This window comes from Pseudomonas sp. B35(2017) (genome assembly GCF_002113645.1).
In the GTDB taxonomy this organism is placed as follows: domain Bacteria; phylum Pseudomonadota; class Gammaproteobacteria; order Pseudomonadales; family Pseudomonadaceae; genus Aquipseudomonas; species Aquipseudomonas ekonensis.
The window spans coordinates 228656-250950 of sequence record NZ_NEIZ01000005.1 but is presented as its reverse complement, the minus strand read 5'-3'; the positions used below and the strand labels follow the sequence as shown (position 1 = coordinate 250950).

The following is a 22295-nucleotide window of genomic DNA, read 5'->3' as shown; positions in this document are numbered from 1 at the left end:
CGAACTTGCGACATGGATAGCAACTGCCGAAAACCTACGTTCAACACTGAGGGATGATCATGATCGACATGGAAAGGAAAGTCGCAAAGGACATCGTGCACAAGGGCCACGATGACGACGTGCTGATATACGACGCCCGCCACCTGCTGCCGGCCTGGCTGGATGCCGGGATCGTCGCACGGGCGAACCTGGGGCCGGCGCAGAGCGAGGCCGTGGACCTGGCGTACCGCGCCGACAGCGACCGGCTGGTGCTGCGCTCGCTGCCGACGGTGGTCGGCCTGGACGAGCTGGAGCAGGCCGGCCTGTCGGCGGAACTCCCGGAGCTGCTGCTCCATTACGAGAAGGCCACCGACCACCTGATCCTGACGGGCGTCTGGATACCGGAAAGCACCGAAGCCAAACTGGCGCAGTTGCCGGGCTGCGAGGCGCCGCTGGACGTCGGCCAGAAGCGGCGGGTGCATGACGTGCTCAAGCAGCTGGACGGCTGTCCGCAGCAAGGCTTGCAGTGCTTCACCCTGTTCAACGACACCGCCAACTACTTCTTCTACCGCAAGCACCACGAGCACGTGCCCGGCCTGATGCTGATCGAAGTCGCCCGGCAGGCCATGTACGCGCACTTCTACGAGCACAGCGGCTATGCCCGGGGCGAGGTGTCGATCTCCATCGTCGACCTGATATCCAGCTTCCCCCGCTACACCGAATCGTCCTTCCAGGTCGACGTGCTGGTGGGCGACTACGACGGGCTCGCGCCGGCCCGGGCGCGCAAGGTCGACAAGCGCGCGCGGTTCTACCAGCGCGGCGAACTGGTGGCCGACATCCGGCTCCACGGCGAAGTCATCAAGATGCCCGTGTTCAAGCGCATGCGGAACATCCAAATCGACCCGTCCCTGTGGTTCCGGCCGCTCAAGGGCATCCGCCAGGAAGTGCTGGTGCGCCTGGAGTCCGGCCGCCACCTGACCGGGCGCCTGGAGCTGCTGTCGATGGGCGGCCTGCAAGTGCGCAGCGACAGCCCGATCGACGCTCCCGCACAGGGCCATGCGTACCTGTACCTGGAAAACGAAGGCATGGTCTGCCTGCCGGTGCAGACCGTCAGGGCCCACGCGGCCTCGACGGACGGACTGCTGCGGCTGCAGCTGGCGGAGCTGGATTCCCAGCTGCGGTTCAAGTGGCGGGAGGTGCTCAAGCAGTTCACCTACTTCTCCCATGAGGAAACCGTGGCGCCCGCCGAGTTCGGGCAACCGCTGTGGATGAACCTGAACCCGACGTCGGCGATGCCCGAGCAGAGGACAGAGCCATGACCGTCCACTACCCCAACGTGCTCGAACCGCTGCACCTGAAGGGCGGGCTGACGCTGCGCAACCGGCTGTTCTTCGCCTCGATGGGCGTGGACCTGGCCGACCGCAGCGGCTGCGTGACGCCCGCCATGGTCGAGTTCTACCAGGGCATCATGGAGGGCGGCTGCTCGATGGCGTTCCTGTGCAACGCCACGGTGTCGCCCCAGTCGCGCCTGCAAAGCACCGGCCTGGCCCTGTTCGAGCCGCACCAGGGCGAATCGCTCAAGGCCATGTTCGAGATGGCCGAACGCGTCGGCACTCCGGTGGGCGTCCAGCTCCAGCACTACGGCGGCCAGGGCACCACGACCAACACCGGGGTGCCCGTGCTGACGCCCAGCGGCGTGCCTTGTCCGCGGGTGTCCAAGCTCGATCCGGATTACCGGGTGCGGGTCATGGACGAAGCGGACATCGCCCAGGTGATCGAGCAGTTCGCCCACTCGGCCTGGCTGGCCTGGATCAACGGTGCGCAATTGGTGCAGTTGCAGGCGTCCAACGGCTACCTGCTGAGCAGCTTCCTGTCGCCCCACACCAACAAGCGCACGGACCGCTACGGCGGCAGCCAGGAAAACCGCGCGCGCCTGCTGCTCGACGTGGTCCGCGCCATCCGCGAGCGCACCCAGGGCAAGTTGATCGTCACCATCCGGCTGGGCATCGACGACCAGTTGGGTGACGAGGGCCTGCAATACCCGGACATCAAGGAAACCGTCCAGGCCCTCTGCCAGGCCGGCGTGGCGGCGCTGGAATGCTCGATGTGCATCGGCGCGACCTTCGGCCAGTTGATCCATCACTCCTCGGCCATGGACGACTACCTGCAGGCCGGGGTCAAGGCGATCAGGGCCGTGTCGACGGTGCCGGTGGGCTACGCCGGGTTCACCGACGGCCTGGACAAGGCCGAACGCCTGCTGGGCGAAGGCGTGTGCGACTGGGTGGGGATGTCCCGCGCGCTGTTCGCCGACAACGACCTGATCAACAAGACCCTGCAGGGCCGTGCGGCCGAGATCCACAAATGCCGCTGGGACAGCCAGTGCTTCAGCGACAAGAGCAATCCGCGCCTGGACCGGGTGTATTGCTGCGTGAACCCCAAATACTTGAGGCCTTCGTTGGCATAAGGACGTGACCATGTACGACTTCACAGCAAAAGTGTGCCTGGTGACAGGCGGAACCAGCGGGATCGGCGAAGCCGTCAGCGAACGCCTGATCAAGGCCGGCGCCGAAGTGATCGTGTTCGGCCGGGACGAGGAAAAGGGGGCGCAGGTGGCGGACCGGCTGGGCGAGCGTTGCCGCTTCATCCCGTGCGACGTCGCCGACCCGGCGCAGGTCGAACAGGCCTTCGGGCGCATCCGCACCCTCTACGGCCGGCTCGACTGCGCCTTCAACAACGCCGGCGTGACGGCCCGCTACGGCGCCGTGGCGGAGTCGTGCCCGGACGACTGGGCGAAAGTGATGAGCATCAACGTCAACGGCACCTACCACAGCCTGCGCCATGAACTGCGGCTGATGCTCGACCAGGGCCGGGGCTCCATCGTCAATACGTCGTCCTGCGCCGGCGTGGTGCCGATCGGCGGCCAGGTGGCCTATGTCGCCAGCAAGCAGGCGATCAACGGCATGACGCAGGTGGCGTCCATCGAAAACGCCCGGCTGGCGGATGGCGGGTGCATCCGCGTCAACGCGGTGGCCCCCGGCCCGATCCTCGGCGGCATGAACAGCGAGGCCCGCCTGCAGGCCGCGCCGGAGAACACCCAGCGCAAGATCAACGTCACCTCCATGAAGCGCTTCGGCACCGCCGACGAAGTGGCGAACGCGGTGCTCTGGCTGCTCAGCGACCAGTCGTCCTACGTCACCGGCGTGATCATGCCCATCGACGGAGGGTACGCCAGCGGCAAGTTCTGACCCGGCCCCTTCCTGCCCGACGACCCGCCCACGGCGGGTCGTTGCGTTTGCGCCCGGGAAAATCACCGGATCCGGTCTACATTGAAAAGCCACTACCCAAAGCGAAGGGATTCGCCTATCCTTTTCGCTGTATATAGATACAGTACAACCAACGTGAAGGCATGTGAGGTGGTGAATGGCCGTCGAAGTGGTATACCGCAGCAGCCGAGACCTGGAGCGCTTGTTCATGGATAAAGCCGAAGCTGACCGTCATGACAAGATGCTCGAACTGGCGGAACTGCTGTCCGAAGTGTTGCAGAAGGCCGTTCCGTCGTTGAACGAGCAGCAAGTGGAAGAAGTCGGGATCTACATGGCGAAGAACCGCGACGTGTTCGCCAAGGCGTTCAAGAGCCAGCCCGATGCGCTGTCGGAACTGATCAACGCGCCGGCGGCGCCCGCCGGGAAAGCCCCGGAGGCCGAACCGAGCGAAGCGGCCGAACCGGTGGAGACGCCGGCCAAGCCGGTCAAGGCAGCGAAGGCCGCCAAGTAACCGCAGCCCGAATTGAACAAGGCCCCCGGACCGAACGGTCCGGGGGCCTTTTCATGTCCGGGCAAACCCAAGCTTCAACGGTAGAGCACCCTTTCCGCCAGTTCGTCGGCCACCCGCGCCGGGGAGCGCTTTTCCGCCTGGGCGTGGGCGAACACTTCGGTCAGCCGCGAACTGATCTTCGACAGGTGCGCGGTGATGGTGGGCAACTCCTCGCCCCGGTGCTTGAGCGAGACGTAGATCAGCCCGCCGGCGTTGATCACGTAGTCGGGCGCGTACAGGATGCCCCGCCGCTCCAGCTGGTCGGCCATGTCCAGGTGCGACAACTGGTTGTTCGCCGAGCCCGCCACCGCCGAACAGCGCAGCTGCGGCACGGTGTGGCTGTTGAGCACGCCGCCCAGGCCGCACGGCGCGAGGATGTCGCACGGGGTGCTGAGCAGCGCGTCGTTGGCGATCGGATGGGCGTTGAGCTGCTCCATCGCCAACTGCACCTTGCCGTGGTCGATGTCGCTGACCAGCAGCTCCGCACCGGCGGCGTGCAGTTGCTCGGCCAGGGCGAAGCCGACATTGCCCAGCCCCTGGATCGCCACACGCAGGCCTTCGAGGTTGTCGCTGCCCAGCCGCGCCATGGCCGTGGCGCGGATGCCGGTGAACACGCCCATCGCGGCATGGGGCGCCGGGTCGCCGGCGGACGTGGTGCTGGTGACGTGCTGGGTGTGCTGGGCGATGCAGTCCATGTCCGCCACCGACGTGCCGCTGTCGATGGCAGTGATGTAGCGGCCGTCCAACTGATCGATGCAGCGGCCGAAGGCCTCGAACAGCGCGGCGCGGTTTTCCACATGGGCCGGCCGCACGATGACGGCCACGCCCCCGCCCTGGGCCAGGCCGGCCAGGGCGGCCTTGTAACTCATGCCCCGGGCCAGGCGCACGGCGTCCTCGACCGCGGACTCGTCGTTGGGGTAGGCCAAGTAACGGCACCCGCCCAAGGCAGGCCCCAGGCGGCTGTTGTGGATGGCAATCACCGCCTTCAACCCGGATTGCGGGTCGACGCTGAGGTGCAGCGATTCCAGGCGAGTGCTTTGCATGAGAGCGAACATCGACGGGCTCCCGAATCACTTGCGGTAGTCGCCAGTATAGGCTTGCGCCTGAAAATTGCTGAAGCGCGCCGGAATAAGCGCAGGCGTGCGCCGATGCTTCGCGGCATAACCCGGCGCCAGAGCGGCGGCGCACTGGACGAATGGCGAGGACGGGGCTACAACGAGGCATCCGACGGAGATTGTGATGAACCCGCGCCAACGTTTCTTCGACTGCCTGTACCGTTCGCCGCCCGCGCTGTTCGAAGCCGCGCTGTGGATCGCGGCCGAACACGACAACGGCGTCGATCCCCAAGCACTGCTGCGGGACTTCAGGGAGCTGCAGCAAAAGGTCGGCGCCGGCCTGCCGATGCTGCCGGCCGGCGAACTGGCGCAGCCGCTGCTGCGGCGGATGAACGACCTGGGGTTCGCCCAGGACGACTTCTCGCCGCTGCGCCCCCAGGCGGCGTTGCTGCACAAGGTGCTGCAGACCCGTCGCGGCCAGCCGCTGGCCCTGGCGTTGATCGCCCTGGAGCTGGCCCGCGGGCTGGGCATCCCGTTGGCCGGCGTCAACTTTCCCGGGCACTTCCTGCTGCGGGTGCCTGGCGCCGACCATTTGCTCGACCCCTGCGGCGGACGTCGGCTCTACCCCAACGATTGCCGCGACCTGCTGCACCGCCAGTACGGGCCTGAGATGAAACTGAACGCCGAGCACCTGCAGACCGCCGAGCCGCTGCAGATGCTGCAGCGTCTGTCGCGCAACCTGCGCCAGCTGCACCTGACCCACGACGACTTCATCGCCGCCCTGATCGACGCCGAACGCGTGCTCGAACTGGGCAACGCCAACGCCGCCGACTACTTGGCCCGCGCCAGCCTGTACCAGCGCCTCGACTGCCCCAACGCCGAGCGCTTCGACCTGGAGCGTGCGCTGCTGCTCAGCGACGACCCGATCCAGCGGCTGCGCCTGACCGAACGCCTGGGCCACCTGCCGCCCAACGCCATCGTCCACTGAACCCTATAGGCGCAAGCCTTTGTGGGAGCCAGCCTGCTGGCGATTCCAGGCGCCGCGGACTGTCAGTCAAACCGCGTTATCGTTCTTCGCCAGCAGGCGGGCTCCCACATCTGATCGGGTGGGCTCGGCGGGCGAGCGCACCTGGATGATCAGCAGTGCGGCGATCACCGCCGGCACCGCACAGAAGAAGAAAATCTGCTGCACCGGAATGTGCATCGCCAACAGCAGGCTGCCGAACAGCGGTCCTAGGATCGAACCGAAGCGCCCGACCCCCAGCGCCCAGCCGGTGCCGGTGGCGCGCACGTGCGCCGGGTAGAAGTTGCTGGCGAAGGCGTTGAGCGTCAGTTGCCCGCCGATGATGCAGAACCCGGCCGCAAAGACGAACGCCACCAGATAGCGGGGATTGTCGTGGTTGAGCCCCAGCAGCACCGTGCACAACGCCGCCCCGGCCAGCACGCCGGACAGCAGGCGCACCTTGCGCTTGAGGCGGTCGGCGAACCAGGCCATGCAGATCGCCCCCACGGTGCCGGCGAACAGGAACATCGACGTCACCAGGTTCGCCTCCTTGAGCGCCAGCCCGCTTTCCAGCAGCAGCGACGGCAGCCAGCTGATCATGAAATACAGCAGGATCAGACTGACGAAAAAGGTCGACCAGATCAGCAGCGTCGGCCGTGCATAGCCGTTGCGGAACAGCTCGACCACGGTCAGCTTGCTGCCCTGCTCGCGCTCGTTCTGTTCAACGGACGCCACCGGCGGCTGCCAGTCCGGGAGCATCCGCGCAGTGACCTTGCGCAGGCGTGCGTAAGGCGGCGCATCGCGCAGCAGCCGCGGCAGCGATTCGGGCAACAGCCACCACAGGAACGGGAACAGCAGCAATGGCGTCACGCCCCCGGCGAGGAACACCGCCTGCCAGCCGAAGCGGTCGATGAAGCCGGCGGCGACGAACCCGCCCGCCGCGCCGCCGAACGAAAAACCGCAGGCGGCCAGTGTCACCATCAAGGTGCGCAGGCGCGGCGGTGAATATTCGGACATCAGCGCCATGGCGCTGGGCATCGCCCCGCCCATGCCGATCCCGCAGATGAAGCGCGCGACCATCAGGGTGTCCAGGGAATCGGCGAACACCATCAGCACAGTCAGGCTGGCGTAGATCAGCACGCAGGCCAGCAGGATCCGCCGCACGCCGAAGCGGTCGGCCAAAGGCGTCACGGCCAGCGACCCCAGGGTGAGGCCGAGCAGGTTGGCGCTGAACACCGGGCCGAACGCGGCTTTCTCAAGCCCCCAGTCCTGGGCGAGCGCCGGCACCACATAGCCGAGCACCTGGGCGTCGTAGCCGTCGGTGACCAGCAGCAAGGCGAGCAGGATCAGGAGCGACCACTGGAAACGGGACACAGGACGGGCGTCGAGCGCCGCCCGGAAGCTGGCAATCTGGTTGTGCATCGCAAGGTACCTGTTTTGTTCTTATGGTTGTTTGCTGCGACAGAACCGGTGTTACTTGTGGGAGCCAGCCTGCTGGCGATGGCGGCATGTCAGTCATCCCGGATGAATCCGACAGGTCGCGATTGCCAGCAGATCGGCGCCTACGGCTGAGCGGCGCCAGGCCTCAAGGGGTGTCCGGCTGGTTCGCCGGATGGGCCTTGACGAACGCCGGATGCGCAGCGGCCAACGCCGCCACCCGGCGGATGCGCGGGTAAGCGTCGAGCGCGACGTTGAAGCGCTCGGCGGCGTACAGCTGCGGGATCAGGTACACGTCAGCCAGGCACGGCCATTCGCCGAAGCAGAAGCCTTCGTCGCCGATCAGTTGCTCCACCGTCGCCAGCCCCTGGCCGATCCAGTGGCCGATCCACTCCGTCACCTGGGATTCGTCGTGACCCGACTGACGCAGCCGGTTGAGCACGCTGACGTTGTGCAGCGGATGCACGTCGCAGCCGATCACCGACGCCACGCCGCGCACGTGGGCGCGGGCGGCAAGGTTTTCCGGCAGCAGCGGCACCTGTGGATAACGTTCCTCCAGGTACTCGATGATCGCCGGCGACTGGATCAGCAGCTCGCCGTCATCGGTGCGCAAGGCCGGCACACGGCCCTGCGGATTGATCGCCAGGTACGCCGGTTGCCGGTGCTCGCCCCCCGGCGGCGCGATCAGGTTGACCGGCAGCGCCCGGTAGTCGAGCCCCTTGAGCGCCAGGGCGATGCGCACCCGGTACGACGAGGTGGAACGGTAGTAAGTGTAGAGATCCATGAGCCGCTCCTGTCAGCGTGCCGCCAGCACTTTGCCCCGGCACTCGCCGAAGCCGATGGAGGCGAAACCGTCACGGGCGCAACGGGCGCGCAGGATGATTTCGTCACCGTCCTCAAGGAACTTGCGCACTTCGCCGGTGGCCAGCTCGACCGGTTTCTTGCCGCCCTCGGTGATCTCCAGCAGGCTGCCGAACTGGCCGCTTTCCGGCCCCGACAAGGTGCCCGAACCGAACAGGTCGCCGGCCTGCAGCTGGCAGCCGTTGACGCTGTGGTGGGCGACCATCTGTGCGACGGTCCAGTACATGTATTTCGTGTTGCTCAGGGTCAGGCGGTGGGCCGGCAGGTTCTGCTCGCGCATGGCCTCGGTGAGCAGCAGCACTTCCAGTTCGATGTCGAACGCGCCGCCGGCCTGATCCCGATTGTCGAGCAGGTACGGCAGTGGCTGCGGGTCACCTTGCGGACGCGCCGGCTGCGCGGTGCGGAACGGCTCCAGCGCTTCGGCGGTCACCACCCACGGCGAGACGCTGGTGATGAAGCTCTTGGACAGGAACGGCCCCAGCGGCTGATATTCCCAGGCCTGGATGTCGCGGGCCGACCAGTCGTTGAGCAGGCAGAAACCGGCGATGTGCTCGGCGGCGTCGCCGATGGCGATCGGCTCGCCCATCTCGTTGCCCTGGCCGATCCAGATGCCCAGCTCAAGTTCGTAGTCCAGGCGGGCGCAAGGGCCGAAGGTCGGCTCGCTGGCGCCGGCCGGCAGGGTCTGCCCTTTCGGACGGCGCACATCGGTGCCGGAGGCGCGGACGGTGGACGCCCGGCCGTGGTAGCCGATCGGCACGTGCTTGTAGTTGGGCAGCAGCGGGTTGTCCGGGCGGAACAGCTTGCCGACGTTCTGCGCGTGCTCGATGCCGACGTAGAAGTCGGTGTAGTCGCTGATCCGCGCCGGCAGGTGCATCTGGCAGTCGGCGGCCAGCGGCAGCAGCTTGGCGCCCGGGGCTTCGATCTTCGCCTGCAGGGCGCTGCCTTCGCTGAACAGCTCCAGCAGGCGTGCGCGCAGGGCGACCCGTGCCTCGCGGCCGAGGGCGAAGAAGGCGTTCAACTGGCCGCCGCGGGTGGCTTCGGCCGCCGCGCGGGCGGCGCCTTCGAACAGGCCGGCGTCCAGCGCCGCCTCCAGGTCGAAAATGCGGTCGCCGATGGCCACGCCGCTGCGCGGGGCCGAACCGTCGGCGCTGAACACGCCCAGCGGCAGGTTCTGCAGCGGGAAGTCCGCGTGGCCGTTGGCCGAGGCGACCCAGCTGCGGGCGATGGAAGTCTGAGTCATGGGTTATCTCCGGGTCGGGTCGAACGTGACAGGCAGCGTAGCCCAGCAGGCGTCGTAATTGGATTGCAGTTGCGGACAGTCGAGGGCGAAACGGCTCGGGCGCAGCACCTGGCTGGTCTCGAACATGAACGCCATGGTGTTGTCGATCTTCGCAGGCTTGAGGTCAGCGTTGATGGCCTTGGTGCAGGTCTCGCCGTCCGGGCCGTGGGCGCTCATGCAGCTGTGCAGGGACGCGCCGCCGGGCACGAAGCCTTCGGCCTTGGCGTCGTACTCGCCCTGGATCAGGCCCATGAACTCGTTCATCAGGTTGCGGTGGAACCACGGCGGACGGAAGGTCTTCTCGGCCACCATCCAGCGCGGCGGGAAGATCACGAAGTCGAGGTTGGCCAGGCCGTGCACGCTGGTCGGCGAGGTCAGCACGGTGAAGATCGACGGATCCGGGTGATCGAAACTGACCGTGCCGATGGTGTTGAACCGGCGCAGGTCATATTTGTACGGCACGTTGTTGCCGTGCCAGGCGACCACGTCCAGCGGCGAGTGTCCGAGCTCGGCGCCCCACAGCTGGCCGAGGAACTTCTGCACCAGGGTGGTCGGCTGCCGAAGGTTCTCGTAGGCCGCGACCGGGGTCAGGAAGTCACGAGGGTTGGCCAGGCCGTTGCTGCCGATCGGCCCCAGGTCCGGCAGGCGCAGCGGTGCGCCGTGGTTCTCGGCGACGTAGCCGCGGGCCTGGGCGTCCAGCAGCTCGACGCGGAACTTCAGGCCCCGCGGCAGCACGGCGATCTCCAGCGGCTCGACCTCAAGCACGCCCAGTTCGGTGGCGATGCGCAGGCGCCCCAGTTGCGGCACCAGCAGCAGCTCGCCGTCGGCATTGAAGAACACCCGCTCCATCGAGCGGTTGGCGGCATAGCTGTAGATGCTGATGCCGGCCGGTTTTTCGGCGCCGGCGTTGGCGGCCATGCTCACCAGGCCGTCGATGAAATCGGTGGGGGCGGACGGAATGTCCAGCGGGTTCCAGCGCAGGCGGTTGGGCGTGACCTCACCCAACGGGCCGCCGGCCAGTTGCCGCTCCAGCTTGGCGAACGCCGGGTGATTGGCCGACGGGTTGATCCGGTACATCCAGGTGCGCCGCGCTTCGCTGCGGGCCATGGTGAAGGCGGTGCCGGAAAACAGTTCGGCGTAGAGGCCGTAGGGGGCTTTCTGCGGGGAGTTCTGGCCGACGGGCAAAGCACCCGGCAACGCTTCGCTGCTGAATTCGTTGCCGAAACCCGACTGGTACGCCAGGGCTGAATCGAGGTTCATGGAGCCTCCTGAACAGGGAGTCGGCATGGCCCGTCGCTCTGGATCAGAGGTGCTGGCACGCCGGGGTTGTTATTGTCGTAATTCGATTACGCATAACGTAATTTGCTCGCTATCCAGCGTCAAGCTATAAAGACGCCCATTCGATCCGGGACACGGCGCCACCATGGAAAAAACCAGCGACAGCAACGGCAAACAGAAAGTGCGCTCCGCCGAGGTCGGCACCGACATCCTCAAGGCGCTGGCCGAACTGTCGCCCGCCACCTCGCTGTCGCGCCTGGCCGAGCACGTGCAGATGCCGGCGAGCAAGGTGCACCGCTACCTGCAGGCGTTGATCGCCTCGGGGTTCGCCGAGCAGGATGCCGCCACCAACCACTACGGGCTGGGCCGCGAGGCGCTGCGCGTGGGCCTGGCCGCCCTCAACAGCATGGACGTGCTCAAGGTCGCCGCCCTGCCGCTGTCGGAACTGCGCGACGAACTCAACGAAACCTGCTTTCTGGCGGTCTGGGGCAACCAGGGCGCAACCGTGGTGCACATCGAGCCGGCGGTGCGGGCGGTGACGGTGGTGACGCAACTGGGCTCGGTGCTGCCGCTGCTCAGTTCATCCACCGGCCTGGTCTTCAGCGCCTACCTGCCGCACCGCGAAACCGACGAACTGCGCGAGCGGGAAACCGCGGTCGATGAGCATCCGCTGGCGGATGAGAAGGCTTATGCGGACCTGTGCCAGCAGATCCGCGCACGGGGCCTGCACCACGTGCACGGCTTGCTGATGCCGGGTGTGGACGCGCTGTCGGCCCCGGTGTTCAACGCGGTCGGGCAGATCGCCGCCGTGCTGACCATCGTCGGCCCGACCTCGCTGTTCCACGCCGACGAAAACGGCCCGGCGGCCCGGCGGTTGCTGGCGGCGGCGCGGGCCGTGAGCTGGCGGATGGGCTATCAGGGCGACGGCCTGAAGGGTTGACTCAGCCTTTCAGCATCCGGCCACCGCCGCCGCAAAGGCTGGCCCGCTCATTGCCATAGCGCCGTCGACTTCGCCTTGGCCACCGCTTGCGTCCTGCGCTGAACCCCCAACTTGCCGTTGATCCGCCGGGCATGGGTCTTGACGGTGTGCAGAGAAATGAACAGCGCATCGGCAATCTGTTGATTGGAATGGCCGAGCGCGATCAGCTTCAGGACTTGCCGCTCCCGTTGGCTCAACGTGCCTGTCTGATCCGACAGCGCGTCGGTTTCCTCACCCCGCACTTCGTGGCAGGCCTGCAGCAATGCCGGTACGCGCAGGCGCAGTTCGCTCAGCGCCTGCTGCCCCTGGTACTTGGTCACGCTGTCCATCCCTTCGTGCAGCCGCGCTTTCGCGTCGGCCGGGCGACCCTCCAGCCACAACAGTTCGGCCGTCGCCAGCTGCAGCTCGGTGAACAGCGCCCACATGCCCCGCGCCTGCGCCCGGTTCATCAGGCCTTCCAGTTGCGCCGCCGCATCGCTCGGTGCCGACAGCGATCTGGCCATGGCGAGGATCAGTAAATACTCGATCCGCGCAATCAGCTCCAGCGTCGCCGGCGGAGCCTGCAATGCCTGCGGGCCGCGATAGTGCCTGAGCACCCGGCTCAAGGCTTCGCACGCCAGCTCCGCCCGCCCCTGCTGCAACCAGAAATGGCTGCTGACCTGCAGCAGCGCGCCGCGGTAGACCGTGTCCGGAATCTGCCGCTGCTGCATCAGCCGTTCCGCGTCGCGCAATCGTTCGAAGGCCTGGGCATAGTCCCCACCGTTGGCGGCCAGTTGCGCCTGGCCGAGAAAGCCATACAGCACGCGTTTGTCGTGGCTGCGCAGGCAATCGTCCAGCCCTTGCCGGAAGCATTCGGCGGCCTGCGCCTGCTGCCCCATGCCCAGCGCCAACCGCCCCCGCCGCAAGGCGATGCGCCCCAGCAAGGGCGTCGGACGTTCGTCCCGCGCGCTCAACAATTGCTCCATCTGCGCCAACAGGCTGTCGGCACGTCCCGGCGCGCCGCGCTGCTCCAGCCATTGGGCGTGATCGAGCTCAAGCAAGCCCTCGAACAGCAGTGACCCGCAGGCCCGGGCCAGACGCAGGGCCTCGCGGTTGATCGCCTGCGCCCGATCCATCTCGGCGCACAGCAGCGCCTGTTGCGTCTGCCCGGACAGGCACAGCAAGCGCGCCGGCCAGGCGTCATCCGCCAACGCCGCCAACGCTTGCTCGAAATGTTCGCGGGCGGCGTCCATGTGCCCCTGCAAGTGCAGCAGCCACCCTTGCTGCGCCTGCCAGCGGGCGATCAATTGCTGCTGGCGCACCGCCGACGGTTGGGGAAGGAAGCGCCCCAGATGCCCGATCCAGGCCGTCGCCTGGCTGAATCGCCCGGCAAACAGCAAGGCGGCGGTCATCAGACCGATCAGTTGCGGCGAGCCGAGCATCAGCGCCTCGCCCTGGCGCTCGTGCAGGCTCAGCAGGAGCACCACGGCCCGGTCCTCGAACAGGTGCTCGAAGGTGAAATGCTGCAACAGGCTGACCGCCACCTCGAACTCCTCGGCGAGCAACGCCTGTTCGAAGGCCGACTTCCAGTCCTGTTCGGCGGCGAACCACTGACAGGCCCGCCGATGCCACGAACGCCCCTGGGGCCAGTGCTCGTCAATGATCAACCGGGACAGCGCCGGGAACACCTGCAGCCAGTCGGCCGAGCCCTGCCAGGGTTCGATGAAGCAACCGAGCGCCTGCAAGTCGCTCAGGTACTGCGTGCCTTCCCCGGCGCCGAACAAGTGATCGCAGAGCCCGGCATTGAACCGTGGAAAATGCGCCAGCACCCGCCAGGCTTCGGCCAGCTCGGGGGTGAGGCCACTGAACAGTTCGCGCTGCAGGTAATCGAGCAAGGTGTCGGCACGCTGCTGCGGCAGTTCCCGTTGCGACCAGTCGCACTTCTGCAGCAACGCCATGCGCACGCCGGCACACCAGCCGCCGGTGCGCCGCACGATGCGCTCGGCCGCCAGCCCCGCCTGCTCCGGCGGCAGGTGCCGCAGCACCGGGGCCAGTTCCTGCGGCGTGAGCGCCAGCGCCGCCGCCTCGCACTCATGCAACGCGTCGTCGAGCAGCAGGCGCGGCCAATTGCAGGACGGACGCCGGCGGGTGCCGATCCACCAGATCAGCGTCGGGGCGCTGGCCGCCAGCAAACGGTCGAGCAAGGCGTCCAGCAACGGATCCGGCTGGCGGCAATAGTCATCGATCATCAGCCAGGCCGGCGACCGCCAGCGGGCCAGTTCCTCGGTGAGCGCAGCCTCGTCCGAACCCTGCGCGCCCAGCGCCTGGGCCAGCCGCCGACAGAACCCCTCGACAGACAACGCCGCGCCCGCCAGCGGCAGCCAATGCACCGTGCAGCCCGCCGGCACCTGCAGGAGGCATTCGGTCATCAACGCCGTCTTGCCGCTGCCGGGCGGCGCGCAGAGCAAGCGGATGCGTGCCGTGGTCTCCAGCAGCGGCCCGCTCAGACGGCTGCGCAACTGGTGATGGGCAGACAGCCTGGGCAGAAAACGGGGCGAATCCAGACACGGCGTCATGGCGGTCATCGTGCGAGCCTTCTTATCGTTGTGCCGTCACCCTAGCCCTGTCTCGCGCGCTTGTTGATAAGTATTCAAGCGGCTGATCGGCCCCCATAAAAAAGGCGACCGCCCGGTCGCCTTTTGTACGCCTTGTGTATCGCGACCGTTACCGGACGCCCTCCGAACGCAGGGCCGACGGCGTGTAGTCGGCGGCCTTGGCGTCGAAGCCGAACTCGAAACTGTGCTTCTCTTCGTTCTTCATGCCCAAGGCGATGTAGCGGCCGGCGATGATGTCGTAGAGCGCTTCGAGGGTGTACGCCTGGGCCTGGTGATCGTAGTAGTACTGGGCGTGCCCCTCCGCCACCCGCCACAGTTGGCCGCGACCGTCGTAGTGGTCGACCAGCGCCACCTGCCAGCTGTCCTCGTCCAGGTACATGTGGCGCTTGGCGTAGATGTGCCGCTCGCTCGGCTTGACCGTGCCGACCACCTCCCAGACCCGGTGCAGCTCATAGCGGGTCAGGTCCTGGTTGATGTGCCCGGCCTTGATGATGTCGTCGTACTTGAGGCTCGGCGAATCGAGCTTGTAGCTGTTGTAGGGGATGTACATTTCCTTCTTGCCGATCAGTTTCCAGTCGTAGCGGTCCGGCGCCCCGGAGAACATGTCGAAGTTGTCCGAGGTGCGCAGGCCGTCCGCCGCCGTGCCCGGCCCGTCGTAGGCCACCTGCGGGGCGCGGCGCACCCGGCGCTGGCCTGCGTTGTAGATCCAGGCCAGGCGCGGCTCCTTCACTTGGTCGAGGGTCTCGTGCACCAGCAGCACGTTGCCCGCCAGCCGCGCCGGGGCGGTCACCGACTGCTTGAAGAAGGTCAGCACGTTGGCCGCCTTCTCCGGATCCAGATCCTTCATCAACTGCGGCACCGCAATCTCTTCCTCGAAGCGGATCGGCGTGTAGCTGCCGTTGGTCTGCGGCGTCACCTGGGTGATGATCCGCCGCAGGTTGCCGCCGTGGTATCGGGTGATGTGGTTCCACAGCACCTCGACGCCGTTCTTGGGGATCGGGAAAGCGTAGTAGCGGTTGCCGGTGAAGTTGGCCAGGCCGTTGCCGTCGTTGATGGTCGTCACGTTCAGCGCGCTGCGCTTGGCCGACTCGTAGATCTCCGGCGGCGCGGCGACGGTGCGGTGGGTCGGGTAGACCGGAATTTTGTAGGTTTCGGGGTAGCGCTTGAACATTGCCACCTGGCCGTCGGACAGTTTGCCCTTGTACTGCTCGACGTTGGCGGCGGTGATGGTGAAAAGGGGTTTCTCGCCGGCGAACGGATCGGCCAAAAACCCTTTGCTGTCCACCGCCCCGGCGTTCTTCGGAATGCCGCCGGTCCACGCCGGAATCGAGCCGTCGGCGTTGCCAGCCTTCTCGGCGCCCAGGGGCGTCAGGCTGGTGCCGAGCTTGTTCGCCTCTTCCGGCGACACCGCCGCGATCACGTTGGCCGCCAGGAGGCTCAAGGCCAGGGCGCCGCACTGCAGAATCATCTTGCGCATCGGATTCATCCTTATTCGGGCAGGTCAGAAGTTCACGCCGAAGCTCAGGGCCACGAAGTCACGGTCTTCGAGGACGTTGTAGTCGCCGCCGAAAAAGTCGGTGTAGCTCAGGCTCGCGGTGTAGGTGTTGCGGTAGTCGGCATCGACCCCGACGCTGACCGCCTTGGCCCCTTCGTTGAACAGCCCGTTGGGGCCGTACCCGGCGACGTCGTGGGACCAGGACAGGTTGGGCTTGAGGTTGATGCCGCCGATCACGTTGGCGTAGTCGAGGATCGCCCGGGCCCGGTAGCCCCACGAGGTGGACGTGACGAAGCCGCCGGTGTCGCCGCCGAAACCGTACTGGCCGTACACCGAGTCGCGGCCGTAACGCAGCTTGCTGCGCGGCTCCAGCCCGCCGACCCGCACCACCGCCGCCTCGCCGACCACGGTCAGGCGTTCGGCGCCCAGCACCTGGTCGAAGAAGTGGGTCAGGGTGCTCTGCACCTGGGTCACTTCCTTGCGCCGGTAGCCTTTGTTGTCGGCGCCGGGGCGGGTGGCCAGCGGCGACGCCGCGCCGCCGGCGATGGGGTTGAGCATCGCCAGGGTCAGGTCGTTGGTGTTGACCTGCACCGGGGCGTTGGGCCGGTAGCTGATCTCGCCGGTCCAGGCGGTGCCGGTGGGCAGCGTGGTGGAAAAGCTCGCGCCATAGAGGCGGATGTCTTCCGGGTATTCGAGGTAGTACTGGCCGCGGCCGAGCATCACGCTCTGGGCCAGGCCGGAGCCGGCGCCCGGCGCGATGCCGTTGGCGATCCCGACCATCCCCGGCAACGCCGCCAGGGTCGAGAGCCCGGCGGTGGTGGTGCCGACGGTCGGCGTGCGGCTGTGGTAGTTCATGAAGTACAGGCCGTACTCGGTGTCTTCGCCGAGCCAGCGCAACGCCGTGCCCCACTGCCCCGAGTCCCGCGCGTCGCGGTCGCCGCCCCGGGGAATCACCACGCCTTCGCGGGTCACCTGGATCGGCTGCCCGAACGCCGCCGCCAACGGCGCCAGCGGCGCGATCGCCGGGTTGCCGACGGTGTAGCCGGTGGTGCAGCCGTCCGCCGCCACGTCGACGCCGAAGAACGTGCCGCAGTTGTCCAGGACCGTCTGATCCCACTCCAGCTGATAGAAGCCTTCGACCGTGAGCTTGTCGGTCAGGCCCTGGGAAGCGAACAGCATGTTCACCGGGATCAGGCCTTCCTTGATCTCCGCACCAGGGCGGCGGAACGCCGACACGTCGATGGGGTTGATGCTGTTGATCGAGTTGCCGATGAAGGTGCTCTCGCCCCAGCTCACCACCTGCTTGCCGGCGCGCACGGTGCCCGGCAGGTCGGCGATGGAATAGTTGTGGTAGACGAAGGCGTCGAGGATCTCGGCGCCCGAGGACTTGGCGCCCTCCTTGCGGCCCTTGTCGCTGATCGGCTTGAACTCGCGGTCCTCGTCCTTGAGCTCGAAGTCGTACCAGTACTTGCCGCGCACGAACACACCGGTGTCGCCGTACTTGAGCTCAAGGTCGTGGATGCCCTTGAAGATCTTGGAGAAGGTTTCGCCTTTCTTGAAGTTCAGGCGCCCGTCATCCCCGGTCGAGGACTGCCCCGTCCCGCCGTTGACCGTCCCCACCAGCGACTTGTCGGCATCGCGCAGGCCCCAGCTCGCACCGACCGACAGCGACGAGTCGAACGTGCCCTCGATTTCCCCGATGTTGAACGAAACCGCCTGCGCCTGGGCGCAGCATCCCAAGGCCACCGCAACGGCCAACGCCTGCGGTGTGAAGATGGCGCGCATTGTTGTTTTTGTCATGCGTCTTCCCCGGTGAGTGACAGGAGGCTCCACCCTACTGCCCGGCGGCCGCGCCCGATAAGCGCACCAAGGAGGTATTCACGCTGTCGCCCGAAAGGATGAATGCCCTTGCCGGGCAGGCCTCTTCGCCGATCATGAACGGGCTGGATGGTCTACGATCAATGCCGGGCATGATGCTCATCGCGGTGCACCGGACTGTTGCATGCCCCGCAACAGTGCATGTCCGGAATCGGTATTTTTCCCACAGGCCCGTGGCCTTATTCTGAACGGGCTTTCTAGGCGGACAGCCTGAAGCAAGAAGTCCATGGCCTGTTGGCCGTCGGCAACCGTTTTCAGACGGTGCGCAACGCTTGCGCTCCCTCGACCCGCTGTTCACTGACGTTGATTTGTAGCTCCTTGATCCAACGTCTTACCTTGGCCGCTGCTGATGCAGCGGCCTTTTTTTTGTCTGCGGATCAGTCCTCCTGCCACACCGGACACGTTCGGTCTCAGCACCCGTGAGCAGGAATCGGTGTTGTGTTCAGGGAGGGGCTCCGCCGTGGCGTCGCCGGACAGAATGTCCGGACGCCAACGGCATGCAAGAGGAAAACGGCTGAAAACCTAGACGACGCCTTTTGAGAAGGGTGCACAGGTCAGCGGGAGGGGCAGAACCGGACAACGCCAACATTCATGTTGAACGACCGGTACGCGCAACAGCAAACGGCCACCAGGGATCACCCCGGTGGCCGGCTTGGATCACAACGAATACTTCTGCAGATTCCCCATCATTTCCTTCAGCGCCTCGATGTTGTCCTTCGGGTGCGCCGCCCCTTCGAAGTCGCAGATCTGTTGCCAGTGCGCCGCGACATCCTCGGGCGAGAAGCCCGCGTTCGGATCGAACCCGGCGCCCAGGCTGCGTTCCCAGCGCACCTTGCCCATCCAGCCGCCGCCGACCTCGAACAGGCCTGCGGTCTCCTGGCAGTTCTCGCTGGCCAGGTACACCACCAGCGGGCTGACCAGTTCGGGCTTGAGCTGGTCGAACACCTGCGGCGGGATCAGGCCCTCGGTCATGCGGGTGCCGCCGGTGGGGGCGATGGCGTTGACCAGGATGTTGTTCTTGCGGCCCTCGATGGCCAGGGTGCGGGTCAGGCCGTACAGGCCTAGCTTGGCCATGCCGTAGTTGGACTGGCCGAAGTTGCCGTAGATGCCGGAGGTGGACGCGGTGAAGATCACCCGTCCGTAATTCTGCTCGCGCAGGTGCGGCCAGGCAGCGCGGGTGACTTTGTAGGCGCCTTCGACATGGACGCGGTAGACCAGGTCCCAATCGGCGTCCTCCATCTTGTGGAAGGACTTGTCGCGCAGGATCCCGGCGTTGTTGACCACCACATCGACGCGGCCGAACGCATCCAGCGCGTTCTGCACGAGCTTGTCGCCGTCGGTGACCGAATCGTGGTTGGCCTCGGCGATGCCGCCGGCCGCGCGGATCTCCGCAACCACGCGGTCGGCCGCCGACGCGTTGGCGCCCTCGCCCTGGGTCGAGCCGCCGAGGTCGTTGACCAGCACCTTGGCGCCCTGCTTGGCGAACAGCAACGCGTGGGCCCGCCCCAGGCCGCCGCCGGCTCCGGTGACGATCACGACTTTGTCTTCGAAACGCACAGCTTCATTCATGGCAGGGACTCCAGCAGGCCTGAGGGACAGAGAGCCCGAGTGTCAGGCACAGGCGCTGCGGTCACAACGAACACGGCTGGCGCTGAATGGCGGCCGATAAGGCGCAAGGATGATCAGACGGGAGCGTTTGCGTTGCGGCGCAGCGAGCGGCAGCACGCGCGCCGCTGCGCGGCGTTCAGGAGCACGCGGCCTTGAGGGGCGGCAGCGCGAGGTGGTCGCGAAACGCCAGGTAGTGCTTGAGCACCAGCGCCGGCGCTTCGGTCTGGGGGTAATGGCCGATGCCCGGCAACAGCACCGCGTCCGCGTCCGGAATCAGCTGGCGGTAGCGCTCGACCATGTGCCCGCCGGAGATCGGATCGGTTTCGCCGTCGATCACTCGCAACGGGATGTCGCCGCGCTGCATGGCCGCGACCCAACGGTCGCGCTGCAGCCGTCGCTCGGGGATGTAGCCGATCAGCTTGTGCATGATCCGCCGCCCGCGGTTGCTCTCGATCAGGCTCCAGAAGTCATCCAGCTCGCTTTCGCTGGGACGGCTCTGCGGCCCGAAGATCTGCCGGAAGCTTTTCGCCAGGCCTTCGCGGCTGAACGCACGGCCGATCATCCAGCCCAACGGGCTGAGCAGCAGCTTTTGCATCAGCACCGGCCGGTGGGTCTCCGGGAACAGGCCGCCGTTGAGGAACACGCAACTGGCCACCTCGATCAGGCCGTCGCCGTGCCGGGCGAGCAATTCCTGGGCGACGCTGTCGCCGTAGTCGTGGGCCAGCACGTGGATCGGCTGTTCGACCTTCAGGTGCGCGAGCAGCGCCTGTTGCAGGTCGGCCTGCTCCAGCAGGCTGTAGGTGTGGTTCAGGGGTTTGGCCGAATCGCCGAAACCGAGCATGTCGCAGGCGATCACCCGGTAGCGCTGGGCCAGCGGCTGCCAGAGGTAATGCCAGTCCCAGCTGGCGGTCGGAAAGCCATGGATCAGCAGCAGCGGCTCGCCCTGCCCGCACGTCCAGTAACGGATCGCCTGGCCACGGAAGACAAACGTGCGGCTGCGCTTGCGCCAGACGCTCAGCGGAATCTCGGTCAGAGGCATCAGAGTCGGTATCCCGCGTCGTGTTGATCGAGTTTGCGCAGCAGCGCCGGCCAGGCCAGCGCGCCGCCCATGCCCTGGGCGCTCTTGGTGACGCCGGCGATCATCGCCCGGGCACCGGCCAGGATCTGCGGTTCGATGGGAATCAGCTCGGCGCCGCCGGCCTGGGCCATCACCTGGATGTCGCAGGCGCGCTGGAAGGTGAACATCATCAGGAAGGTATCGGCGATGGTGCCGCCGCAGGTCAGCAGGCCGTGGTTGTGCAGCATCAGGAAACTGCTGTCGCCCAGGTCGGCCTGCAGCCGGGCCTTTTCCTCGTGGTTCAGCGCCACGCCCTCGTAGGCGTGATAGCCCAGGCTGGACAGCACGAACAGCGACTGCTGGCTGATCGGCAGCACCCCCTGCCGCTGCGCCGACACCGCCACGCCGGACGCGGTGTGGGTGTGCAGCACGCAGGCCACGTCGTGCCGCACTTCGTGCACGGCGCTGTGGATGGTGTAGCCGGCGGGATTGATCTCGTAGGGGCTGTCCATGAGTTTGCGGCCGGCCAGGTCGACCTTCACCAGGCTCGACGCCGTGATCTCATGGAACATCAGGCCGAAGGGGTTGATCAGGAAATCTTCGGTGCCGGGCACCTTGGCGGAGATGTGGGTGAAGATCAGGTCATCCCAGCCATGCAGGGCGACCAAACGGTAACAGGCGGCAAGATCGACCCGGGTCTGCCACTCCGCGGCACTGACCTGGTCTTTGACATTCTGGGACGACGGGACGGGGGCTACGCTCACTGTATGCACCTCTGCGTTCTTATTGTTCTGCACGTGACAGCAGTCTAGTCAGCCGCCGAAGATCGTGTAGTTGCATTGGTAGCCAGCTTGATGACTGAGCGGGTCAGAAAGGCCAGGGCCTTGGATCCATGTCAAAGCACCGACGCCAGCAAAGGGGCGGCGAACAGATTGAGCAGCCCGGTCAGCACCATCACCAGCCCGGCCACGGAGCCCTCTTCACCCCCCACTTCCCGGGCCCGGCTGACGCCTGCGCCATGGGCGCCGACCCCGAACAGCGCACCGCGCGCCAGGGCGCTGCGCAGCGGCAGCCACTTGAGCAGCACGCCACCCAGCATGGCCCCGAACACCCCGGTGAACATCACGAACACCGCCGTCAGCTCCGGCACGCCGCCCAGATCCTGCGCCAACGGCATGGCGAACGGCGTGGTGATCGAGCGCGGCACCAGCGACAGCGTCACCGAGCTGTCCAGCGCCAGCGCCCGGGCCAGCCCGAACGAGGTCGCGACCGACGCCGCGCTGCCGGCCAGCATGCCCAGCAACAGAGCCGGCCAATGCCGCACCAACAGGCGCCGCTGCTGCCAGATCGGCACCGCGAACGCGACGGTGACCGCCCCCAGCACCTGCATCAGCCAGCGGGTGTCGCGGGAGTACTCGGCATAGGCGGTGTGCAACGGCACCGCGAGGGCCAGCAGCAGCGCCGGCACCAGGATCAGCGGCGACAGCACATAACGCCCGGTGCGCCGGTACAGCCAACGGCTGAACAGGTACGCGAGCAGCGTGAAGGCCAGCCAGAACATCGGCATCGGTTCATACGTCATGGGAAGGCCTCAGGCGCACGGCCAGCTCCACGGTGAACGCCGTCACCAGCATCACCATCAACGTGCTGGCGCCGATCACCAGCGCGATCCGCCAGCCGTCGTCGCGCAGCAAGGCGCCGTGATCCAGCAGGCTCATCAGCGCGGGAATGAAGAACAGCAGCATCTCGGCCATCAGCAGCCCGGCGCCCAGCTGCAACGCCGCCGGCTTGACCCGGCCGGACGCGAACGCCAGCAGCAACAGCGCCATGCCGATCACCCCGCCGGGAATCGGCCAAGCCAGCCACGCGGCCAGCCGGCAGCCGAGCAGATACAGGCCCAGCAGCACGGCCAGTTCGGCCAATAGACGGGAAAGACGCTTGATCATGGTTTCGCTCCTCGCAGGCGCCCATTTTACGAA

At 66.7% G+C, this 22295-nt stretch carries 19 protein-coding genes and 1 pseudogene; 6 read left to right on the top strand and 14 right to left on the bottom strand.

Translation table 11 applies throughout. From position 1 onward, the window contains the following. Nucleotides 1–59: 59 nt before the first annotated feature. The 4 genes and pseudogenes from CAG41_RS12325 to CAG41_RS12310 form a co-directional block, all read left to right on the top strand. Entirely contained in the window at nucleotides 60–1298 is a 1239-nt protein-coding gene (locus CAG41_RS12325) for an AfsA-related hotdog domain-containing protein (protein ID WP_085578896.1), read from the top strand. After that, a complete protein-coding gene (locus tag CAG41_RS12320; RefSeq protein WP_085707046.1) occupies nucleotides 1295–2443 on the top strand; it encodes an NADH:flavin oxidoreductase in 1149 nt (382 codons plus the stop codon). Before CAG41_RS12325 ends, CAG41_RS12320 begins: the two co-directional genes overlap by 4 nt. A gap of 10 nt (nucleotides 2444–2453) precedes the next feature. Next, nucleotides 2454–3224: an SDR family NAD(P)-dependent oxidoreductase gene (locus CAG41_RS12315; RefSeq protein ID WP_085578706.1), complete on the top strand. Its 771-nt coding sequence runs from the start codon at nucleotides 2454–2456 to the stop codon at nucleotides 3222–3224. 175 nt (nucleotides 3225–3399) lie between these two features. Beyond that, nucleotides 3400–3657 (top strand): annotated as a pseudogene (locus CAG41_RS12310) (YebG family protein); the annotation flags it as partial. A gap of 170 nt (nucleotides 3658–3827) precedes the next feature. Here the strand turns inward: CAG41_RS12310 and CAG41_RS12305 are convergent. Beyond that, nucleotides 3828–4847: a Glu/Leu/Phe/Val dehydrogenase dimerization domain-containing protein gene (locus tag CAG41_RS12305; protein WP_085578702.1), complete on the bottom strand. Its 1020-nt coding sequence runs from the start codon at nucleotides 4845–4847 to the stop codon at nucleotides 3828–3830. 184 nt (nucleotides 4848–5031) lie between these two features. On the opposite strand from CAG41_RS12305, the gene CAG41_RS12300 reads away from it, so the two are divergent. After that, on the top strand, nucleotides 5032–5835 hold the full coding sequence (locus CAG41_RS12300) for a SirB1 family protein (protein WP_085578700.1): 804 nt from the start codon (nucleotides 5032–5034) through the stop codon (nucleotides 5833–5835). A 66-nt stretch (nucleotides 5836–5901) separates the two neighbouring features. Here CAG41_RS12300 and CAG41_RS12295 read toward each other — a convergent pair whose 3' ends face one another. The 4 genes from CAG41_RS12295 to hmgA all read right to left on the bottom strand — a co-directional run bounded on the left by CAG41_RS12295 (nucleotide 5902) and on the right by hmgA (nucleotide 10687). Further along, nucleotides 5902–7272: an aromatic acid/H+ symport family MFS transporter gene (locus CAG41_RS12295; RefSeq protein WP_085578698.1), complete on the bottom strand. Its 1371-nt coding sequence runs from the start codon at nucleotides 7270–7272 to the stop codon at nucleotides 5902–5904. Nucleotides 7273–7435: 163 nt separating this feature from the next. Next, nucleotides 7436–8071 (bottom strand): maleylacetoacetate isomerase, encoded by a 636-nt coding sequence (gene maiA, locus CAG41_RS12290; protein ID WP_085578696.1) that lies wholly within the window; start codon nucleotides 8069–8071, stop codon nucleotides 7436–7438. A 12-nt stretch (nucleotides 8072–8083) separates the two neighbouring features. Continuing rightward, nucleotides 8084–9388, bottom strand: a complete 1305-nt coding sequence (fahA, locus tag CAG41_RS12285) for a fumarylacetoacetase (RefSeq protein WP_085578694.1) — start codon at nucleotides 9386–9388, stop codon at nucleotides 8084–8086. A 3-nt stretch (nucleotides 9389–9391) separates the two neighbouring features. After that, complete coding sequence (gene hmgA / locus CAG41_RS12280; RefSeq protein ID WP_085578692.1) at nucleotides 9392–10687, bottom strand: homogentisate 1,2-dioxygenase; 1296 nt, start codon at nucleotides 10685–10687, stop codon at nucleotides 9392–9394. 163 nt (nucleotides 10688–10850) lie between these two features. On the opposite strand from hmgA, the gene CAG41_RS12275 reads away from it, so the two are divergent. Beyond that, nucleotides 10851–11645 (top strand): IclR family transcriptional regulator, encoded by a 795-nt coding sequence (locus CAG41_RS12275; protein WP_085578690.1) that lies wholly within the window; start codon nucleotides 10851–10853, stop codon nucleotides 11643–11645. 47 nt (nucleotides 11646–11692) lie between these two features. Here CAG41_RS12275 and CAG41_RS12270 read toward each other — a convergent pair whose 3' ends face one another. From CAG41_RS12270 to CAG41_RS12235, 9 genes are all read right to left on the bottom strand, one after another. After that, entirely contained in the window at nucleotides 11693–14248 is a 2556-nt protein-coding gene (locus tag CAG41_RS12270) for a LuxR C-terminal-related transcriptional regulator (protein ID WP_085707045.1), read from the bottom strand. A 139-nt stretch (nucleotides 14249–14387) separates the two neighbouring features. Then, complete coding sequence (locus CAG41_RS12265) at nucleotides 14388–15755, bottom strand: DUF1329 domain-containing protein (RefSeq protein ID WP_085695179.1); 1368 nt, start codon at nucleotides 15753–15755, stop codon at nucleotides 14388–14390. A 24-nt stretch (nucleotides 15756–15779) separates the two neighbouring features. Next, nucleotides 15780–17573 (bottom strand): DUF1302 domain-containing protein, encoded by a 1794-nt coding sequence (locus CAG41_RS12260; protein ID WP_085631664.1) that lies wholly within the window; start codon nucleotides 17571–17573, stop codon nucleotides 15780–15782. 34 nt (nucleotides 17574–17607) lie between these two features. After that, the gene (locus CAG41_RS28580) at nucleotides 17608–17754 is read right to left on the bottom strand and encodes a hypothetical protein (protein WP_170929984.1); all 147 of its coding nucleotides are present in this window, start codon (nucleotides 17752–17754) and stop codon (nucleotides 17608–17610) included. Between the two features lie 554 nt (nucleotides 17755–18308). After that, nucleotides 18309–19220: an SDR family oxidoreductase gene (locus CAG41_RS12255; RefSeq protein ID WP_085578682.1), complete on the bottom strand. Its 912-nt coding sequence runs from the start codon at nucleotides 19218–19220 to the stop codon at nucleotides 18309–18311. 175 nt (nucleotides 19221–19395) lie between these two features. Continuing rightward, entirely contained in the window at nucleotides 19396–20298 is a 903-nt protein-coding gene (locus CAG41_RS12250; protein WP_085707044.1) for an alpha/beta fold hydrolase, read from the bottom strand. After that, on the bottom strand, nucleotides 20298–21080 hold the full coding sequence (locus CAG41_RS12245; RefSeq protein ID WP_085578678.1) for a class II aldolase/adducin family protein: 783 nt from the start codon (nucleotides 21078–21080) through the stop codon (nucleotides 20298–20300). The genes CAG41_RS12250 and CAG41_RS12245 overlap by 1 nt, the downstream gene beginning before the upstream one ends. Nucleotides 21081–21211: 131 nt before the next feature. Continuing rightward, nucleotides 21212–21898 carry an LrgB family protein gene (locus CAG41_RS12240; protein ID WP_085707043.1) on the bottom strand — a complete coding sequence of 229 codons (687 nt, stop codon included), beginning with the start codon at nucleotides 21896–21898 and terminating at the stop codon, nucleotides 21212–21214. Further along, a complete protein-coding gene (locus tag CAG41_RS12235) occupies nucleotides 21888–22262 on the bottom strand; it encodes a CidA/LrgA family protein (protein WP_085631668.1) in 375 nt (124 codons plus the stop codon). Before CAG41_RS12235 ends, CAG41_RS12240 begins: the two co-directional genes overlap by 11 nt. Between the last annotated feature and the right edge of the window lie 33 nt (nucleotides 22263–22295).

Coding starts and splice junctions, on each gene's coding strand:
- CAG41_RS12325 (WP_085578896.1), top strand. CDS start 60: ATGATCGACATGGAAAGGAAAGTCGCAAAGGACATCGTGCACAAGGGC.
- CAG41_RS12320 (WP_085707046.1), top strand. CDS start 1,295: ATGACCGTCCACTACCCCAACGTGCTCGAACCGCTGCACCTGAAGGGC.
- CAG41_RS12315 (WP_085578706.1), top strand. CDS start 2,454: ATGTACGACTTCACAGCAAAAGTGTGCCTGGTGACAGGCGGAACCAGC.
- CAG41_RS12305 (WP_085578702.1), bottom strand. CDS start 4,847: ATGTTCGCTCTCATGCAAAGCACTCGCCTGGAATCGCTGCACCTCAGC.
- CAG41_RS12300 (WP_085578700.1), top strand. CDS start 5,032: ATGAACCCGCGCCAACGTTTCTTCGACTGCCTGTACCGTTCGCCGCCC.
- CAG41_RS12295 (WP_085578698.1), bottom strand. CDS start 7,272: ATGCACAACCAGATTGCCAGCTTCCGGGCGGCGCTCGACGCCCGTCCT.
- maiA (WP_085578696.1), bottom strand. CDS start 8,071: ATGGATCTCTACACTTACTACCGTTCCACCTCGTCGTACCGGGTGCGC.
- fahA (WP_085578694.1), bottom strand. CDS start 9,388: ATGACTCAGACTTCCATCGCCCGCAGCTGGGTCGCCTCGGCCAACGGC.
- hmgA (WP_085578692.1), bottom strand. CDS start 10,687: ATGAACCTCGATTCAGCCCTGGCGTACCAGTCGGGTTTCGGCAACGAA.
- CAG41_RS12275 (WP_085578690.1), top strand. CDS start 10,851: ATGGAAAAAACCAGCGACAGCAACGGCAAACAGAAAGTGCGCTCCGCC.
- CAG41_RS12270 (WP_085707045.1), bottom strand. CDS start 14,248: ATGACCGCCATGACGCCGTGTCTGGATTCGCCCCGTTTTCTGCCCAGG.
- CAG41_RS12265 (WP_085695179.1), bottom strand. CDS start 15,755: ATGCGCAAGATGATTCTGCAGTGCGGCGCCCTGGCCTTGAGCCTCCTG.
- CAG41_RS12260 (WP_085631664.1), bottom strand. CDS start 17,573: ATGACAAAAACAACAATGCGCGCCATCTTCACACCGCAGGCGTTGGCC.
- CAG41_RS28580 (WP_170929984.1), bottom strand. CDS start 17,754: ATGAGCATCATGCCCGGCATTGATCGTAGACCATCCAGCCCGTTCATG.
- CAG41_RS12255 (WP_085578682.1), bottom strand. CDS start 19,220: ATGAATGAAGCTGTGCGTTTCGAAGACAAAGTCGTGATCGTCACCGGA.
- CAG41_RS12250 (WP_085707044.1), bottom strand. CDS start 20,298: ATGCCTCTGACCGAGATTCCGCTGAGCGTCTGGCGCAAGCGCAGCCGC.
- CAG41_RS12240 (WP_085707043.1), bottom strand. CDS start 21,898: ATGACGTATGAACCGATGCCGATGTTCTGGCTGGCCTTCACGCTGCTC.
- CAG41_RS12235 (WP_085631668.1), bottom strand. CDS start 22,262: ATGATCAAGCGTCTTTCCCGTCTATTGGCCGAACTGGCCGTGCTGCTG.